Here is an 18,999-nt window from a genome sequence, read left to right on the forward strand (position 1 = left end):
TCCTCGGATCTCGCCCCCAGCTTGCCTTGTCAATCACCAGAACTCGGTCGCATTGCCGATCAAGACCGAACTCGTATCGGATCTCGTTCGCGCTCTCGGTCACCTTGCGAGCCGTCACCACCATCCCCACGGCTTACCTCCACATAGCCAGTACGGCGGTCACAGCAGGGGCTGCGGCAACAGGCGCTGCTCGCGCCCCGCGATCACCTCACTCATACCTGGTACGTCGGTCCAGTCCTCCCAGTCGCGATCAAGCGCGAGGTCTCCAGCGAGCCGTTGCAGCACAACCTCCTCGCCGTTGAACAGCAGAACTCCATCACCGGGGTATCGGTCAAAGAATCGGAGGACAGCTTCTATCATCAGCGCCGTGTTGCGCTCCCTTACCTGAGAGGGCGCGGTATTGGAGAACCGAAAGGTCGCTGTGACGTGGTGAGGGAAGCCAAACAATCCGGCCGCGGATGCCTCCTCGCCCGAATCCACTCGATACGCGGTCACTGTCATGCCCTCGCGCTGTGCAAAACCTTCCGGCGAGACAGATCCGTCAATGGCGTCGGCCATGAACGAGAAGATCTCCTCGGTCGTCATGTCGGCCGCGCCGTAGAGGCGGTACTCCATTGCCATGTCGCTAACCCTAACTAGTGGGTGGATAGAGCCGGCTAACCTGACCGTCCTCGACCACGAGAATCTCCTTCAAACCAGTCACTGGTTTGCGCTCCAGTATCCCGGCGATCTCTTCGGCCGATCTCGGACAGTCGTCGAGGTTTAGCACGATTCGGTCGGCCTGGCCTTCTTTTACCTTCCCGCTGACCTCGTCACGAATGTTGTCGAGGTTCTTCGTCTGCGGCGCGTAACAGTCGAAGTACTCGCCTTCAATCTTATAGTCGGGATCCTTGCCATTCGGATTGCGCGGTGGATTTTGCTCAACGTCGTACCCATGCTCGGCCAGCGTGTCGGCCGCTTCGTTCTCACGCCTCTTTGGGCGGTCAAGTTTCCTCGTCGGATGCGCGTCGGTCCGGGGCCCTCGGGGCTTAGCGTTCGGGCCGGGCTTACGTGACGGCGTCGTGCCCCCACTTCCCTGCTTCCCTCCTGGCAGCAACTTGCGGAGGAGTCGCTTAAGCGCATCGATGAGCTCGCTGAGCCGGTGGGCGTCCGGTATCAGCCGCCGGAGGCTGGCGAGCAGTCCTTTGAGCCAACGGGCGATCTTGGCTGCCCAGGAGGCAACAAGCGTCGAAACCTGTTCGACGACCAGCGGGGTGGCCAGCCCTAGGGAGAAGGCCTCCTCGGCGGCGTACGTGATGAGCCGGGACACGCAGGTGGCTATCGCATCGCGGACCAGGATGCGTACGGCCGCGATCAGTGCCCCGGCACCCTCGGTGATGGCAGCCATCGTCTCGGCGCCCTTGGCCAGCCCAACGACAGCATCGTGTTGCTGTTTCGACCAGGTCCGGTAGGCCTGCCCGGCTGTGCCGCCCCAGTCGGTGACGTCCCAGCGCACCGCCCGGTCGAGGTCGGCAGCCTGCTCGTGGAGGGAGGCGGCGACGTTGCGCCAGGTCTGCGCGTGCCCGGCGATCTGCCCGGGATCGCCGGCCAACCAGTCCAACGCCTCGCTAAGCGGTTTGACGTGTTCGATGATCCAGGCGACGCCGTACTGCAGCAGCACCCCGACCGGATCGGACACCATGGCGAGCGCATCGAGGCCGGCACCGACGACGCCGAGGCTGCTATCAATCCAGTTGCCATTGCGCACGCCCTGGGCGATCAGCTCGATGTCCTCGGCGATCCACACCCCCGACCACGCGTCGGGCGGGCTATCCAGCCGGCCGGCGACCAGCGGGTTGACCGTCACAGTGCGTCCCGGATCCGGTCGTGGCGCGCCCGGCTGTTCTCGTCAGCCGACCGGTAGCCGTCCGCGGCGATGCGCAGCCGCTGACCGGTATCGCGCAGCGAATGCGCTGCCGTGTCGATCCCATCGACCAGTACACCCTGCAGACCATTAATCAGGACCGGCACGATCGTGCACAGCTTGCCGTACGCGCCAGCACCCATCCGTACCGCGTCGCCGGCCTGCTTGGCGGTCGCGATCTGATCGGCGATGCCCTCGACATGACCCGCGTGTGCCACCAGATCCGACGGCGACACGTCGATACCGTCGCCAGCCGGCATCAGCGTTCCCCTTCGACAGTGTCGACCCGCACGCTGCGCGCACCTCCCCGTGTCACCGCACTCGCAGTCCCACGCCGCGCTCAGTGACCCGCGCATTCTGGGAGCCTGCTGCCGACTGAGCGCGTTGCGCGGCCCACTTTACCGAGATCGGTCTATGTAGGAGACCCCGCCAGCGGGAAACAAACCCGGGATGGCAGGCAAAGCCGCCGCTAACGGCTGACCGCTTTCCCGATCACCCCGCGGACTCGCCGACGATCTGTTGGAAGAGTTCGAGCCGCTTGCCCTCCAGCGGGAACTCGACGACGCCGTGCTCACTGGCGCGCTCCAGCCTCCACACGCCTTTCACCCGCTCGACCGTTACGACCGTCTGCGTGTCTCCGCCCTGCCAGACGGTCGCCCCCCACGGCACTTTGAGTCGCCGACGCTCCATCATCCCGAGCTTGCGGAAGGTGGAACAGGCGGCACAGCGGCCGTCGGCCGTCGCGATGCAGCGTCCGCACACCGTCCGGGCGCACAGCGCGCATCGCCGTACTTTGTCTGGACAGGCCGCGCACGTGGGCTCGTCACACGACGCGCACTTGTCGAGGCGTGTGGCGACATGGTGGGACCGGCAGAGCTGGGCGACGGACAGCGGCTCTCCGGTCGCGGCGTCTGTCAGGTAGCCCGCGGATTCCCCCGGGGGTACCCGGTACTCGACGGTGGCGATGTCACCTGCCGGCAGTTGCCACTGCTCTCGAATGTGCAGGCCGATGTCGCGCGTCAGCCGCTCGGTCGGGCGACCGCTGATCCGCTCCCGCAGGGCGGCGACGAGGGACGGCGGCAGATCCGATCGGCCTTCCGGAGCCTGCGGTCGCATGCCGGGCCAGTAGTCCGCCAACGTGGCACGCTCCATGGCGGCCGCCGTATCCGTCTTCGCACCATCTTCCTCGACCAGGTACGGAGAGGCGCGCCGGTCCCGCAGTGCCGCGCCGGCGATCTGGGGCCCACGGACGTCGCCGGGCCTGGTACCGCGACCGATCGACAGTAGAGCGGGCCGGCCCAGCAGTGCGTGCCCCAGTGCCGCTCGGACCAGATCCGGATCGGTACCTTCGGTGACTGACGACCAGCGTGGCTGCTGACCTTCCTGACAAACGCCTAGGAGACCATGGCCACCGACCGCGGCGAGTACCGCTGTCCACGCGCCCGATGAGGCCGTGGCGAGGACATCAGGACCGGGGAGCCAGCCGGCGATCGCCCACTCCGGCGTGTGTTCCGGCGTCTCCCAGCTCGCCACCTCTTCCCGCGTCTCGTGGCCGACGACGGTTCGCCGGACGATGCCGCGACCGTCGATGACCAGTGAGTCCACGATGTGTTGAAAACACGCGGTGACAGCGGCCGTGCCCGTAGCGGATCCCATCTCCCGCGCACGCCGCGAAATCACCCTCGCCCGTTCACCTGAGACAGGACGGGGCACGCGCTCGACCGGAGCATCCTCGGTGAGGGTACGGACTAGCTGGCCGACGACGTCGCGAGCAACCGGCTTCCGTCGATCAAGCGAGCCGACGGGCGGACGGGTGCTGCCTGCGCGCCGCTCGCCTCCCGACTCGACTGCCCACAGCAGCTCCTGGCTGGTGTGGCGTTCGAGAACCAGACCGTCCGCGTCTCCCAGCGGGGGCGGGACGTCCAGGATCTTCAGATCGACGTCGCCGGAGCCGCCCAGCCGTGCGGCGGCGAGCCGGACCCGGAAGACTTCCGGGGGCTCGTCCCGGACGGTCACCCAGCGATCCAGCTGGGATCCGGAGAAGACCGCCAACTCTGTCCGGTGCGCGCCGACGAGCAACGCGACGGTCCCACCGTCGTCGTGGCCCACGGCAACTGCCAGCCCGTCGGCACGCAGGTCCGCCGGCAGCCCGGCCAGATCCTCGGCGGTGGCGGGAGCGAGAGCTGAGCAGGTGCGGCACACAGTGCCGTCGGCACAGCCGGGGCACACCTTGCGCGCGCACAACGCACACGCCACGACCGACACGTACCGGCGGCAGTCGTGGCAGGACGTGTCGCCGCACCGCTCGCAGGTCTCGAGGCTTCGCATCGGCTTGGTGTCGGACCGGCATTCGCCGCAGGCCGGCCGCCCACAGGTCCGGCAGCCTTCGATCTTCCCGACATCGCCACAGGCCACGCAGTATGTTTCCGTACACACCGGACAGTCGACCGTCCGCTCCGGCGCGTAGAGATGCCCACGGCGGTCCACGCCGACCAGGCTCTCAATCGGGCCACCGTCGTCGAGCCGGCCGATGACCGGTTCGTCGGGTGAAACCAGGGAACGCCCTGCGAGCAGGTCGGCGACGACCGGCTCGGCGGGGGCCACCAGATACGTCCGCTGCGCCCTGCCGTGCCGGGAGCGCCACGACTCGTCGACGCGCAGGCACGGGGAGACCGACACGGGAACGGTTGGGCCGGCGAGGTCGCGCAGCGCACCGAGCAGGCTGTCGTCCTCCCACACCGGCAGGTTGACGAACTCCTTGCTCCGCACCGGTCCATCGACGGGAGCGGTCATCGGATCGCCGACGTCGGCCTTGAGCGGCGCCCAGACGGTAGTGGCCGTGCGGCTCACCTGGGTTCCGGGAGCGGCCGCGCCGTACTCGGTCGTCGCGCCCGCCCTCGGATGGCGTACCGCTACCCGGTCGGCGGGCAGCCCAGCGTCGGCGATCATCCGCGCCAGCTGCTCCTCGGCGTCGACGGTGGCGGCCGGCGCACCGGGGATGAACGACGTCGCGGTACGGGACCCGTCCGTCAGCAGCGCGATGTAGGAGCGGTGGAGGCGGTCGACCTCCACGGTGACCGGCCCGACCTTCGCCTGGGCCACCGGCCGGCAGAACGGCAGGGTCTCATGGGTACTCGGAGCCAGCGGCCGGCTGTCGCGGGTGGCCTCCTCCGGCTCACTGTCGCCGCTGCGCCACAGCTCCCGGTAGACGAACTGCCCGTCGGTCCAGTCCACCCGGTGCGCGACGGTGAACGGCATCGCCGCCACGGCCGGGGCCGGCGGTACCTCGCCTCCACTTCGGAGGAGCGCCAGCAGTGAGGCGATGCCCATGCCGCTCTCCCCCGCCATCTCGGGGCCGGAAACGTCGGGCAGCAGCGCGGCCACCCCGGCATCGATGGTGCCGTCGGAGTCCGGCTGCCAGGTCCACCAGACGGACTCGTCGACGTCCGCCCAGGCCGCCCCCTCCGTGAGGCCGGCGGTGGACGGGCGTGCGGCGGTGGTCAGGCCGACGCCAACCGGCAACCGCAGCCGGGCGGCCAGCCCGCGTAGCTTCCCCCGTACCGGATCATCGAGGTCGGCGTCGGGGACGACGTCGACCCGGGAGCCGTCCTCCTTCAGCAGTACGGCGTGCCGAGCGCCGACGAGGAGCCGACTTCTGCCACCGAGGCGCCAGCCGCGCTCCCAGGTGGTGTCCAGCTCCGGTGCCCGCTCGGGCGCCAGGCACTCCACGCACAGGCCGCCGTGCGGTCGGCAGCCCCGGCACGCGCTGCGCCCGCAGCCGGGACAGGTCGCCACGGCCCGGTCCGGCCCGCACGCGTCGCACCAGTCCTGATCGCAGATCCCGCACCGGTCGAGCGCCGACACGTCGACGGCGTGCCCGTCGGCGCAGAGCGCGAAGGTGCCGATGGCAACGCCGGTCGCCTCACACTCGGGCTTGTGGTCGGCGAGGTCTCCGGTCCACGGGTACCGGATCTCGCGCACCGCACCGTTGACGTGTTCCCAGCGCTCGACGACCCGCAGCTCGTCCGAGCCCTGGAACTCGACGGCCAGGAGTTCGGCCCGGATCTCGATGTTGCCGCCGACTGCCACCGACTGCCGCGCCTGTTCGATCGCGCGCGTGAGCTGCTCACGGCGCTTCCGCAGGACCGGATGCGCGGCACTCTCCGAGTACTCGAGCAGGTGATCGACCTCCGCGACCTGGCGGCGGTAGTCCTCGACCAACCGCTCCCGGGCCTCGTCCTCCCGCTGCTGCTCGACCTTCCGCGATGCTTCGAGCTGGACCTCGAGGTCGGCGACCGTCCGCCGGTCCACCTCCTGCAGGACGTCCACGGCGGTCAGGCCGGCCGGCAGCCCCGCCCCGTCGGCGAGCGACTCGCGCTCCCGGCCCTCGGACACCCACGGGCCGACCTGGATCGTGACGATCTCCTGGGTACCGCTCGAGGAGCTGTCCTGCACCCGGTACGTCGCCCGCGCCGACCAGTCCTCGGTCGGTTCGATCCGCCGGCCCGCTAGGCGCACCATGGCCGCGTGCGGTGTGACCGGATCGGAGTGGACGGCCGGCAGCGTGCGTACCGAGCCGGTGAGGTCGCCGCGCTCGCGCAGCACCCGCAGCAGCTCGTCGAAGACCTCCGAGCCGACCACGCACAGCTCCGCCTCGGGGTGGTGTTCGAGCGCCGCGTTGGTGAACGCGAGGTACAGCTCATCCCGCCCGTCCAGCGCCTCGGTGAGGTCGGCGGGGAGCCGGACGATGACGAAGCCATCGGCGGAGTAGGTCTCCTCGGCTCCGGCGAGCTTCAGGAAACGCCGTACGAACTGCTCCACGTCCTGCTGCCGCCGGCGGGCGCGCTTGGCCGGGTCCGGCAGCAGCTCGCGGGCCTCCTCCTGCTGGGCGCGTTCCTGGCGTTCCTGGTTGCGCTGGGCGATCCAGTCGTTGAGGCCGTTGTCGACCTGCATCATGTCCAGCGCCCGGCTGCGCGCCTGCACGAGCTGGCTGCCGAGCTCGTTGAGCCGTTGCTGCATGGTGGCGTCACTCTTGGCGTACAGCGCTTCGAGGACCCGGTTCTCCATGCTGGCGTCCTGCGTGCCGTCGAGCTCCCCCAGTACCGTGACCACCTGACCGAAGAGCAGCTCGAACATGGCGAGCTTGTCGTGTAGCAGGCGGTAGACGGCTTCGTCGACGGTGTCGCGGGCGAACAGGTTGGCGATGTACACGTCGCGGGTCTGGGTCAACCGGTGCACCCGGCCGATGCGCTGTTCGATCCGCATCGGGTTCCAGGGCAGGTCGTAGTTGAGCACACAGTTGGCGACCTGCAGGTTAATGCCTTCGGCACCGGCGTCGGTGGAGACCAGTACCTTCGCCGTACCGGCCCGGAAATCGGCGACCGACCTGCCCTTGGCGGCGTGTGCCATGGCCCCGTGGAACGGCGCGGCCGGTATGCCTTCGGCGGCCAGCAGCCGGAGCAGCCCGTCGAGGGTGTCGGTGTGCTGGGTGAACATCAGCACCCGGCCGTGCTCGTCCAGCCACTTGTGCAGCACCTGCAGCGCGGCCTGTTCGCGGGCGGTGTGGTGGATGTCGCCGGCGAGGTGGCCGATCTCGCTCATCACCCGCTTGACCTCGGAGTCGGGGTGCGTGCCGGCGATCCGCAGCGCGCTCTTCATGACGGCCCGTGGGGAGGCGGTCAGGCGCAGGGCGAGCTGGCGGCGGCGCATCGCGTCGCCCGGCTGCGTCATCTTGTGCCTGAGCGCGTCGACAAGCAGGTCGTACAGCTGCCGCTCGGGCGCGCTCAACTTGACGGCCATGTCCAGCGGCGGCATCCGCCGGACCTTGTCCAGCCCCGCCTGCTGCCGCGTAGTACGGATGACGACGCTGCTGACCAGCTTGCGCAGCTCGGGCGCGTTGACCGGCCGGCGCGGATCGGACCGGTTCACGAACTGCTTGATGAAGTCGCGCTCGGACCGGAACGTGCGGGGGCGCAGTAACTCCACGAGCCGGTACAGCTCGAGCAGGTTGTTCTGCACCGGCGTGGCGGTCAGGAACAGCGCCCTTGGCGCTTCGGCCACCAGCCGGCCGAGCTTTTCGCGGGTGACGCGGGCGCCGGCTCCGGCCAGCCGGTGCGCCTCGTCGATGATCACCAGGTCGAACGGCTTGTCCATCCGGTCCGCGTTACGCATCGCCAGCTGGTGGGTCATGATCAGGCGGTCCTGCGTGAAGGCGGCGCGGTCCTGGCCACTGCCGAGGACCACGAAGTCCTCGCCGAATTTGTCGCGCAGCTCCTCGCGCCACTGATCGCGCAGCGGCGCCGGGCAGATGATGAGTACGCGCTCGGCGAGGCCGCGCAGCAGGAGTTCCTTGATAACCAGGCCGCCCTCGACGGTCTTACCGAGACCGACCTCGTCGGCGAGGATCCCGCGCCCGTTCATCCGCGCCAGTACCGTCCGCGCCGCGGCCTCCTGGTGCGGCATGTGCTCGATCTTCGCCACGTCGACGGCGAGCAGCTCTTCGAACTGGTCGAGGGTGGCCAGCCGCTCGCCCTCGAGGCGGACCTCGACCGCCTCGGCCGGATCCCAACCACCGGTCTTCAGCGCGTTGACAAGGTGCGCCCGCGCCTCCTTGAGGAAGCCGATCCCGCCTTCCCACGCGTACTCGTCGCGCTGACGCAGCCGGTACCGGCCGCTCCGGTTGGCGCGCCGGGTGCGTTTGGCCGGGGCCTGTGTCCGTTGTGGAGGGACGGCCGGCGAGGCGCCCAACAACGACCGGGTCGAGAAGGCGGCGCCACGGTCGGCCAGGACGACGAGCTCCAGCTGTCCACCGTCGCGCGCTTCGAGCCGGACGAGGCCGCCGATCCGGCCGGTGTCCTGGAGGTACTCCAGCAGCGGCTCCCCGGTCAGCCGGCGACGCCCGCCCGACCAGGCCACGGGCAGCTCGTCCCCGTCGGCGATCAGCGTGAGCGCGGTGGAGCGGTCGGGAATCCCCAGCCGCTGCTGCTCGACCGGTCCGAGCGGGATCTCGCCGCTGTCGAGCATGTCCTCGGTGATGGTCTTCTCGACACTGATCCGCTCAGCCATGTGGGCCTCCGAGTATCTGCCTGCCGGCCGGGGTGAGGGTCAGCGTGGAGTACGGCTTTCCCTCCCGCTGGACCTCCTCGCGGGCGAGCTGACCGCCCTTGATGAGGCCACGGACCGCCTCGTCCCAGCGGCGGTCGTTGGCGCGTACGTAGCGCAGCGCCCCGAACTGGGGGCAGCGCTGCAGACCGGCGCCGAGCGGACGGCCCCCGGGCATGGTCTCGGCCCCGAGTACGGCCTGCTTGAGGCCGAACTCCCCGTACCGGCCCTTGGGCAGCGACCCGGCCCACGACACCGCCTGGAGTACCACCAGATCGACGTTCACCAGCAGCTCGGGGTCGGGTACCGCTGATGCCGGAAGGTCGAGCCACGGCGACCGGCCGCCGCAGCCGTCACACGCCTCGTCCTCGGGGCCGCAGGTGCGCGCAGGGAATCCGAAGTAGCTGACGATCACCGCGCGCCGGCAGCCCGAGCCGCGCACGTAGGAGACCATGGCGTCCAGCTGCCGCCGCTGCCACGCGCTCCACCGGGTCACCTCCCGGTTGAGCGCCAGCTCGTCGACCCGGTTGGACAGCAGCCGGACGCGGCGGTACCGCTGGGACGACGAGAAGGTGACCAGCCGGTCCAGCGACCATGCGACCAGGTCGTGTTCGAGCTCGTCGGGGTCGAGTCCGTGCTCGGCGCGCAGCCGCTCGAAGTCGATGCGGCTGCCGACCTGTGGCCGGAACTTCAGCAGCACCGACAGGTCGCGGAACCGGCGCCGCTCGACCGGGTCCTCCGGTTCGCGCAGGCCCACGTGTACGGTGCCCCGGGCCGAACAGTCGGGCTGCTGCTCCAGCGCACCGGTGCGCTCCAGCCAGGCCAGCAGGACGTTCAGCTCGTCGACCTCGACGCCGACGGCGTCGGCCAGCTCCTCCGGGTCGAACACCACGTCGTCGCCGCGCCGGCGCTGCCTGCCAAGCTCAGCGAGCAGCGCGGTGACCTGGGAGAACCGCCTTCCCTTCGCGTCGTCGTTCAGATGGGCGCGCCGGCGGCGCACGTCCGCCTCGCTGTACAGCAGCACGCACTCGCCCTGCAGGTCGGCGGCGCGCGCCGCCCGCCCGGCCTCCTGCACGTACGCGTCGAGTGACTCCGGCAGGTCGTAGTGCACGACCCAGCCGATATCGGGCTTGTTCACGCCCATCCCGAACGCCTTCGTGGCGACGACGATCTGCGTGGTACCGGCGAAGAAGTCGTCCTGGACCGCTTCGCGCTGCTCGGGCACCATCCCGGCGTGGTAGTGCCGGGCCCGCAGGCCGGCCCGCCGGAGCAGGGCCGCGACCTCCTCGGTGACCGCGCGGCGGGACGCGTACACGATCCCCGGCGCCGCGCCCATCGCGGTGGCGATGCGCAGGAGTTCCCGAGCCCGTTCCCGTTCCCCGCTGACGTTGACGATGCGGAATCTCAGATTCGGACGGTCCGACGGCTGGGCGACGGTCACCGGGTCGTCGAGCTCAAGGGTCCGGCTGATGTCGTCGGCCACCGGCCGGGTGGCGGTGGCGGTCAACGCCATCCGCGGCGCCCGGCCCAGATGCGCGACCGCGGCGGATACCTGCCGGAACTCGGGCCGGAAGTCGTGGCCCCAGTCGCTGATGCAGTGCGCCTCGTCGACCACCAGCGCGGCCAGTTCCTGCCGCTCCAGTGCCCGGCGCAGGACCGGGTCGCGGACCAGTCGCTCCGGGGACACGTACAGCAGGCGCACCTTGCCGGCGGCGACGTCGCGCAGGATCTCCGTACGGACCGTCGAGGACGTGTTCCCGGTGATGCCCTGTACGCAGGAGATGCCCCGGCGGCCCCGCAGGTCGTCGAGCTGGTCCTTGATGAGCGCGACGAGCGGGCTGACCACGACCGTGGCCCGGTTCTCGGGCCGGATCAGCGCCGGCAGTTGGAAGCACAGCGACTTCCCGGTGCCGGTGGGCAGCAGGCCGAGGGTGTCCTCACCGCGCAGGTGCGCGACCATGAGCTGGAGCTGGGCGTCGCGGAGGTGCTCGATGCCGAACAGCAGCCGGGCCGCCTCGCGCAGCTTCTCCTCCGGGTCCTCCCCCTCGACCAGGCGCAGCCGCTCGAGGATCGCGTTGACCTCATTGCCGGCGAGCGCCAGGGCCTCCGCCAGGTCCGGCTCCTCGCCCGTGACGAACCGCAACGCGTACCGCCAGGCGTCGTCGCGGTCGAGCGCGTAGTGGATCTCGGGGCCGGGCAGCGTGGACAGCAACAGGCGGTTGGCCGTACTGGGTGACTGCATCCGCCGGTCGCAGACCAGGGCCACCCCGCGGTCGTTCTCGGTACGGATGAGCCGCCCGAAGCCCTGGGCGAACAGGATCGCCGTCTTGGGCACCATGTACTCGAGGAACGGGTCGCCGCCCCGGTCGGCGATCGTACGCACCCGCGCCGCGACCACCGGGTCGTCCGGGTGCGGGTAGGGCGGCTTCTCCATCACCAGGTAGCTCAGCGTCTCGCCCGGAGCGTCAAAACCCTGCCAGTACGAGCGGAGCCCGTAGACCACGGTCCCCGGTTCGGTACGGAACCGCTCGGAGATCTCGGCGCGGCCCGCCTCGCCCTGCAGCAGTAGTTGCACGCCGCGCTGTTCGAGGTCGGCGGCCCGGTCGCGGACGAGCGCGGCCACCGCCTCCATGCGGCGCCTCGCGGCGAAGAGGGTCAGTGCCTTCCCGCCGGTCAGCGACAGGAACCCCACCTGGTCGCGGGCGAACTCCTCGACGAACTCGCGCTCCTGGCTCGGTACGGGTACCGGAAGATGGTTGGTGAGGACCAGGGCGGACTGCCGCTCGTGGTCGAATGGGCTCGGCAGGAGCCGACCGTGGAACACCCCGGGTTCGTTGCTGCCGGGTTCGACCGTGATGCCGAGGCGCGACTGGAGGAAGTCGAACGTCCCACCGGTCGTCAGCGTCGCGCTGGTCAGGGTCACGCTGCGGGCCGGGGCGACGATGCCGTCGGCGAACGCCGTGCTGACGTCGATCGGGATGCACTCGAACTGCCAGTCGGGGCTCTCCCCCGTTTCTTCGGCTTCGGTGGACAGCCGGTAGACCCACAGGTGCTCGTCGCCCAGGTGGCGGAGGCGGCTCAGCACCTCCCGGGCCTTCTCGGCGGCCCGCGACGCACCGGTCGCGCGCACGACGACCGTCCGCAGCCGCCGGCGGTCCCGTGCCGATGCTTTCGTGGACGCTCCGTGCGCCTCGTTCGCCACGTCTGCCAGCTCCGCCGCAAGCTGCTGGAGGGTACGGTCCAACCCAATCCCGGCCTCGCGGACCTGCCGGTACTCCAGCCGCCCACGGACGAGCCCGAACCGCAGCACGGTGGACCGGGCGGAGCCCCCGTACTCGTGCAGGTACTCGACGACCGCGCCGGTAAGCGTCTCGGTGTCGTTGCGCAGCTGGCGGCTGAGCCCCCGCAGGTTCCGGTCACCGCGGAGGTCGACCTCGGTCTTCGCGATCCGGCGAAGCTGCCGGTCGATCCCCGCCCGCCCGTCCACCCGCGCGGCGAGCGCCACCAGGTCGAGCCGGCCCACCGACTCGGTCCAGGCGGTGGTCAGCGTGTCCTCGAGCTCGTGTGCCTCGTCGAAGATGAGGTCCGTGACACCATCGGCCATGACGTCACCGGGGCTGCGCGCCCCCTCGTGAGCCAGCTTCGCCCAGGCTGCGATGAGCGCGTGGTTGACGGCGACGACCCCCGGGCGGTCCCCCATCCCGGCGAGGCGGGTGAACAGCGGGCACTTCGCCGCCCACTCGCAGTCGCTGCGCTCGCAGGAGTCGGAGTCGGTGCGAAGAATCTCCCGGGTGGCGCGGTAGTCCGGCCGGCCGTGGGACACGTCGGCGTCGGCCACCTCGTCCCATACCCCGGTGGCACCGGTGGCCAGCGCTCGAACGGCCACGGCCAGCGCCAGCCAGTGCTCGGCCCCGGCCTCGGGGTCCGACGCGTGCAGGGCGTTCGCCAGCTCGCGGGGGCAGATGTAGTTGCCCACCCCGAACAGCTGCCGGAACGGTACCGAGAACAGCTCCTGGTCCTGCAGCCGCGCGACGTCGCGCCGGAGCTGCTGCTGCAAAACCTTGGTCGCGGTCGCGACGATCACCGGTTGGCGGCGGCGCGACGCCCGGCCCGCCGCCGGCACCAGGTAGGCCAGCGACTTACCGGTCCCGGTGGGCGCCTCGACGGCGAGCAGGCCACCGGAGTCCAGGACTCCGGCGACCGTGTCGGCCATCTCACGCTGGGAGCGGCGCGGCGCGTACCCGAAATCAGCGAGCCGGGAGAAGACCTGGCGCACGGCCTCGTACGCCGTGCTCGGCGCCTCCCCTATGTTGGTGAGCAGTGGGTCGGCGGCGCACTCGATCCCGTCGGTCGCCTCGCGCGGTAGCGGCTCGTCGGGCAGTACCCGGATGAGGTCGGAGCCGCCGGCGACCAGACACGCGGTGGCCAGCCGCCACGACGCGTCCGACAGGTCGGCCTTCTCGACCAGGATCCGCAGGCACTCGGCAATGGCGTGTGCCTGGTCGATGAGGCCGTCGCCCATTTCGACCCCGAGCGCGCCGCACAGGTCGGACAGTCGCTGGCTCGGCCGGCTCGGCTCGTCGAGCAGGGCGAGCAGGCGCAGGTCGATCAGCGGGCCGGGCGGGGCCTCTCCTGTCTTTCCAAGGTGGACGTACCCGTGCGCCCCGGCGGTGAAATGCTGTAGCGCCGCGGCCTGGCCGGGGCCGGCGGGTATCAGGACGGTATTGCTGTCACGCAGCCGGAATGCCGCGATGTCGACCCCGGGCTGGTCCGCGGTCGGCGGCTCCGTCACGACAACGACCAGGTCGGCGAGCGCGATCGCCGGTGGCCGCTGGACGCGCTGCCAGGCCGGGGTGTCGTCGTCCCGCTCGGTTATCTCATCCTGCTCGACGCCGTGGTCCTGTGCGGGGATCGTCAGCTGCCCGCGCTCGTCGAACGCGAAGGCGTCCGGGTACCGGTCCGGCAGCTTCGCCAGCCGCTGGGCGGCGAATACCACACCGTTCTCCCGGAGCGCGGCGGCGAGTTCCTCCGGGGGCATCGGGCCGCCGGCGACGATCAGCTCCCGGGCGAGCTCAAGGTTGGAGGGCAGCAGCCGGCTCGTCGGCGCCGCCATGCTCTCGTCCGGCACGGTCACTTCCCCACCGGTGCGTACCAGCTTGCAGCGTGCCAGGGGCATGAAATGACAGAACTGATCTTTCGAACAGTCACGTGCTGAATGACCTCCGACCGCGCTGCGCCGAGCCTGCCCGCCAGCGCTAGCCGCCTGCCGTGCGTGGAGTAGCTCAGCAGAGGCGCACTGTCACCCGCAAGCGCTGACTGACAGGAGAGACGATAGGGCGAGCGAAAATCGGCTGATTGGTTTAGCCGTGACGGATGAACGGGGTACAATCGACCGGCGCCGCTACCGCTCAGGGTTAGTTGGCGACGTGGCGGACGATGACGACAATCACCGTGAGGATGATGCCGATGCTTCCAAAGACACGGCCGGTGTTGGCTTCGGATCGGCCGCCACTCTTACGACTGGCCACGATGGCTCCGATGCCTGATATCCAGCCGAGGTAACAGAACGCCAGCGGAACCGACAGGATGCCGAGCACGAGCGTCAGGAGGGCGTACCTCTCGATTTCCTTGGCGGTCGGAGGTTCGTTGCGCTCGCGTTTACGGGGCTTCTTGCGGTCCGGGTACGGGTCCCACTGGAACTGAACCGGCAGGTCAGCCACCTGAGCCAGCAGAACCGACACCGTCTTCGCCGTACTCGCAGCGGCCGACCGCTCCTCGTACTCCTCGGGCATCACGTAGCCCTGCCCCGCGGCTGCGCTGAGCCGCTCAAGAACCTGGCCGCGCTGCTGGTGCCCCACCCGCTCGTCTTCCTCGCCGGTAGAGGGCTCAATCGCCTCACTTCCGCGAGGCTGCTTGCCGGGCGGGTACGGATCCCAGCGGAACTGAGCCGGCAGGTCAGCGATCTGACGTCGCAGAACCGACACGGTCTTCGCCGTACTACCGGCGGTCCACCGCTGCTCGTACTCCTCGGGCATCAGGTAGCCCTGTTCCGCGGCGGCGCTGAGCAGCTCAAGAACCTGAGAGCGCTGCTGGTTCCCTACCCGCTCGTCTTCCATGGTTGGTGGTGCCCCTTGTGCCGTTGATTGAGCTGAACGGCGCGACCGTTAGCCGATCTTCGCTCCGCGCCGGTGACGGAGCATACCGAGACGTTCCCGGGCTACGGCGCGGGCTTGGCCATCTGACTGACGATGACCAGTGCGACAAAGCCCAGCTCAAATATGATCCCCAGAATCCCGAGGACACGGCCCGCGAAGGCCTTGCCCCAACTACCGGTCCCCTTGACACCGGGGATGCTGAAGCCGATAGCGGCGATGCCGAACAGCCAACCGACAAAGCACACCGTCAGAGGTATGGACGCGATCCCGAACACCAGCGCCGTGATCGCGAAGGTCCGCGCCTTCTCCTCGGTGAGAGGCTGACGCACCGGCCCCGTAGCGGGCCGTTGGGCGCCCGGGCGCGGATCCCATCTGAACTGGGGCGGCAGGTCCGCGACCTGGCTGTGTAGAGCGGACACGGTCATTGCCGCGCTCACCGCGGCCATCCGCTGCTCGTACTCATCGAGCGTGAGGTAGCCCTGTTCCAAGGCGGCGCCGAGCAGCTCGAGAACCTGGTTACGCTGCTGGTTCCCTACCCGCTCGTCTTCCATCGCTCCCGATACCTCTCATGCGATCCGCGGGTGGCCACGAAGCGCCACCGCGGCTGAGTCTCCATGTCACGCCGCCGACGCAGCATACTCACCTGATCACGCTTAGCAAGCAGTGTTAACGCGGATCGGTGATCGACGTGGCCATCGATGCTGACGTACGTTGCCCAGGTGACGGATCTTGCCCGTGGCGCCTACGAGCACCTCATCACGCGTGGACTCGACGAGCAGCTGCTACCCGTCGCCCGCGACCTGGTGGACCGTCAGCGACTCGACCCGGCCGACGCCGAGGTCGTGCTGTCCCGTCACATCGCCGGGTTAGCTCACCGGGCGATGAAAGCCGTATCCGGCGAGGACAAGGAGCGGCTGGCCCGCCAGGTGGAGATCGCCAACCGGATCGCCGAGGCGATAGCCGACCTCTCCCCCGCAGCCGTCGAGCCGGCCGACTTCGTCACCGCGCCACCCGACCTGCTGCTGCGGGCGATCGTGGACCGTCCGGCAGCGCCGACCGATGTTGTGTTCCCCCCTCGCCCCGAGACCCCGCTGTCGAGCGGAGCGCTACTGGTCAACGGGCGCCGGCAGCCGCGCATCGGCCACGAGGTAGCAACGGAGATGGCCTCGGCCGACGAGGTCGATCTGCTGGTTGCATTCATCAAGTGGCACGGCCTTCGGCTGCTGGAACAGCCCATCCGGGACCTCATCGGGCGCGGCGGCAGACTCAGGGTCATCACGACGACGTACATGGGTGCCACCGACCAGCGGGCGCTGGACCGGCTCGCCGAACTGGGCGCCGAGATCCGGGTGTCGTACGAGACGAAAACGACCCGGCTACACGCCAAGGCCTGGCTGTTTAGGCGAAAGACCGGCGCGAGTACCGCGTACGTCGGCTCATCGAACCTGTCGAAGTCTGCGCTCGTCGACGGCCTCGAATGGAACGTACGGATCGCCGCGCTCGAACAGCCGCACATCCTCGATACGTTCGAGGCCACCTTCGACGAGTACTGGGACGATCCGGCGTTCGAGGAGTACATCCCGCAACGTGACGCCGGCCGGCTCCGTCAGGCGCTGCGCATCGAATCCGGCAGCGGCTCCCCTGAGCTGGCCATCGACATCACCAGCCTCGACGTGCGCCCGTACGGCTACCAGCGGGAGATCCTCGACGAGCTGGCCGCCGAGCGGGAAGTCCACGGCCACTGGCGCAACCTGGTGGTGATGGCGACCGGCACCGGAAAGACCGTCGTCGCCGCGCTGGACTACAAGCGGCTGCGTGAGGCCGATGCCGTCGACTCGCTTTTGTTTGTGGCCCACCAGGAGCGCATCCTGCAGCAGAGCCGCTCGGTGTTCCGCCACGTGCTGCGCGACGGGAGCTTCGGCGAGACGCTCGTGGGCGGCGAACGGCCGAGCCAGTGGCGGCACGTGTTCGCCTCCGTACAGTCCCTGCACCGGCTCGACCTCGATGAGCTCGACCCGGCCAGGTTCGACATGGTCATCGTCGACGAGTTCCACCACGCCCAGGCCCCGACGTACACCCGGCTGCTCAACCACCTGAAGCCACGCGTCCTGCTCGGGCTGACCGCAACCCCGGAGCGGGCCGACGGTCAGGACATCCGGGTCTGGTTCGACGGGCACACCTCGATCGAGCTGCGGCTGTGGGAGGCGCTTGAGCGGCAACTGCTGGCGCCGTTCCAGTACTTCGGCATCCACGACGACGTCGACCTGTCCGCGATCCGGTGGAAGCGCGGGCAAGGGTACGACCAGGGCGAGCTGAGCAATCTGTACACCGGCCACCACGCCCGAGCGAAGCTCATCCTGCAGGCGGTACACGACAAGGTCGACGTCAACCGGATGCGCGCCCTCGGGTTCTGCGTCAGCATCCAGCACGCCGAGTTCATGGCCGACTGGTTCCAGCGGGCCGGCGTACCGGCGCTCGCGGTCACGTCCCGGCTCGACCTCGCCGGCCAGCGCGAGGCCGTGCAGAAGCTGATGAAGGGCGAAGTGCAGGCGCTCTTCACCGTCGACCTGTTCAACGAGGGTGTCGACCTGCCGACGGTCGACACGATCCTGATGCTGCGGCCGACCGAGAGCGCGACCATCTTCCTGCAGCAGCTCGGCCGTGGGCTGCGGCTCGCCGACGACAAGCCGTGCCTGACCGTCCTGGACTTCATCGGCGGCCAGCACGCCGACTTCCGCTTCGACCTCCGGTACCGCGCGATCACCGGAATCAGCCGGCGTGAACTGGCTCGCGACGTCGAACGTGACTTCCCCACGCTGCCGGCCGGCTGCCACATCCAGCTGGACCCGGTCGCTAAGCAGGTCGTGCTGAAGAACGTGCAGGCGGCGCTGCGGCTACGGTGGCACGACGTTACCGCGGAGCTGCGCCGGCTCGGGGACGTCAGTCTCGGGGCGTTCCTCGCGGAGACCGGGCTTGAGCTGGAGGATCTGTACCGCTCGAAGAGCCGCGGCGGATGGACCGGCCTGCGGCGCCTCGCAGGGCTCGATACCTCCTCGCCTGGGCCGGACGACGCCGTGCTGAGTTCGGCGATCGGTCGGATGCTGCACCTCGACGACCTCCCGCGACTATCGCTTCTGTCTTCCTTGGCTGACGGCTCGCGGCCTTCGGCTGGGCGCTTGGCTGCCATGCTGCACGCGCTGCTGTGGGGCTCGGCGTGTTCGTTTGAGGAAGGCTTGGAGCGGCTGTGGGCCGTTCCTTCGCGCTGCGATGAGTTGCGACAGGTGGCTTCGGTACTGCGGTCGCGGATCCACCGGGTCGGCCGGCCCGTCGACCTATCCGGCCGGATTCCGTTGACGCTGCACGCGCGCTACAGCCGTGACGAGGTACGCGCGGCCTTCGGGGTCGCCGAGCCGGTTCGTGAGGGCGTGAAGTGGGTCGAGGCCGAGCAGGCCGACCTCTTCTTCGTCACGCTGAACAAGACCCTGGAGCACTACTCCCCCACCACCATGTACGAGGACCGGGCCATCACCCCGGAACTGTTCCAGTGGGAGTCACAGAGCACGACGTCCGCGGCGTCGCCGACCGGGCAGCGGTACGTGAAGCACGCGGCGCGGGGGTCGTCGGTGCACCTGTTCCTACGGGAGAGCAAGGACAGTGACGGCGCGCTCGGGGTGCCGCCGTATCTGTACGCAGGGCGGATGCGGTACGTGCAGCACAGCGGAGACCGGCCGATGCGGATCCTGTGGCGACTGGAGAAACCGTTGCCCGCGGATGTGTTTCATGCGGCGCGGGTCGCGGCGGGTTGATCAGGAAGGCCTTCCAACGACTGGCGAGGCCTAA

At 69.5% G+C, this 18,999-nt stretch carries 8 protein-coding genes; 1 reads left to right on the plus strand and 7 read right to left on the minus strand.

The genetic code is table 11. The features are described from left to right. Positions 1-159 precede the first annotated feature (159 nt). The 7 genes from HC028_RS21095 to HC028_RS21125 all read right to left on the minus strand — a co-directional run bounded on the left by HC028_RS21095 (position 160) and on the right by HC028_RS21125 (position 15,710). Positions 160-621: a SitI3 family protein gene (locus HC028_RS21095; RefSeq protein WP_168079117.1), complete on the minus strand. Its 462-nt coding sequence runs from the start codon at positions 619-621 to the stop codon at positions 160-162. Between the two features lie 10 nt (positions 622-631). Next, the gene (locus tag HC028_RS21100) at positions 632-1,846 is read right to left on the minus strand and encodes a CdiA C-terminal domain-containing protein (protein ID WP_239075462.1); all 1,215 of its coding nucleotides are present in this window, start codon (positions 1,844-1,846) and stop codon (positions 632-634) included. Continuing rightward, positions 1,843-2,163, minus strand: coding sequence for a type VII secretion target (locus HC028_RS21105; RefSeq protein WP_168079118.1), 321 nt, complete (start codon positions 2,161-2,163; stop codon positions 1,843-1,845). The genes HC028_RS21100 and HC028_RS21105 overlap by 4 nt, the downstream gene beginning before the upstream one ends. 232 nt (positions 2,164-2,395) lie before the next feature. After that, positions 2,396-8,968: a helicase-related protein gene (locus tag HC028_RS21110; protein WP_168079119.1), complete on the minus strand. Its 6,573-nt coding sequence runs from the start codon at positions 8,966-8,968 to the stop codon at positions 2,396-2,398. Next, positions 8,961-14,180, minus strand: coding sequence for a RecQ family ATP-dependent DNA helicase (locus HC028_RS21115; RefSeq protein WP_168079120.1), 5,220 nt, complete (start codon positions 14,178-14,180; stop codon positions 8,961-8,963). Before HC028_RS21115 ends, HC028_RS21110 begins: the two co-directional genes overlap by 8 nt. A gap of 238 nt (positions 14,181-14,418) precedes the next feature. Beyond that, a complete protein-coding gene (locus HC028_RS21120) occupies positions 14,419-15,120 on the minus strand; it encodes a DUF1707 SHOCT-like domain-containing protein (RefSeq protein ID WP_168079121.1) in 702 nt (233 codons plus the stop codon). A gap of 101 nt (positions 15,121-15,221) precedes the next feature. Further along, complete coding sequence (locus tag HC028_RS21125) at positions 15,222-15,710, minus strand: DUF1707 SHOCT-like domain-containing protein (RefSeq protein ID WP_168079122.1); 489 nt, start codon at positions 15,708-15,710, stop codon at positions 15,222-15,224. Between the two features lie 168 nt (positions 15,711-15,878). On the opposite strand from HC028_RS21125, the gene HC028_RS21130 reads away from it, so the two are divergent. Next, positions 15,879-18,965: a DEAD/DEAH box helicase gene (locus HC028_RS21130; protein ID WP_168079123.1), complete on the plus strand. Its 3,087-nt coding sequence runs from the start codon at positions 15,879-15,881 to the stop codon at positions 18,963-18,965. Positions 18,966-18,999 lie beyond the last annotated feature (34 nt).

Origin of the sequence: Planosporangium flavigriseum, assembly GCF_011947225.1 — a bacterium.
In the GTDB taxonomy this organism is placed as follows: domain Bacteria; phylum Actinomycetota; class Actinomycetes; order Mycobacteriales; family Micromonosporaceae; genus Planosporangium; species Planosporangium flavigriseum.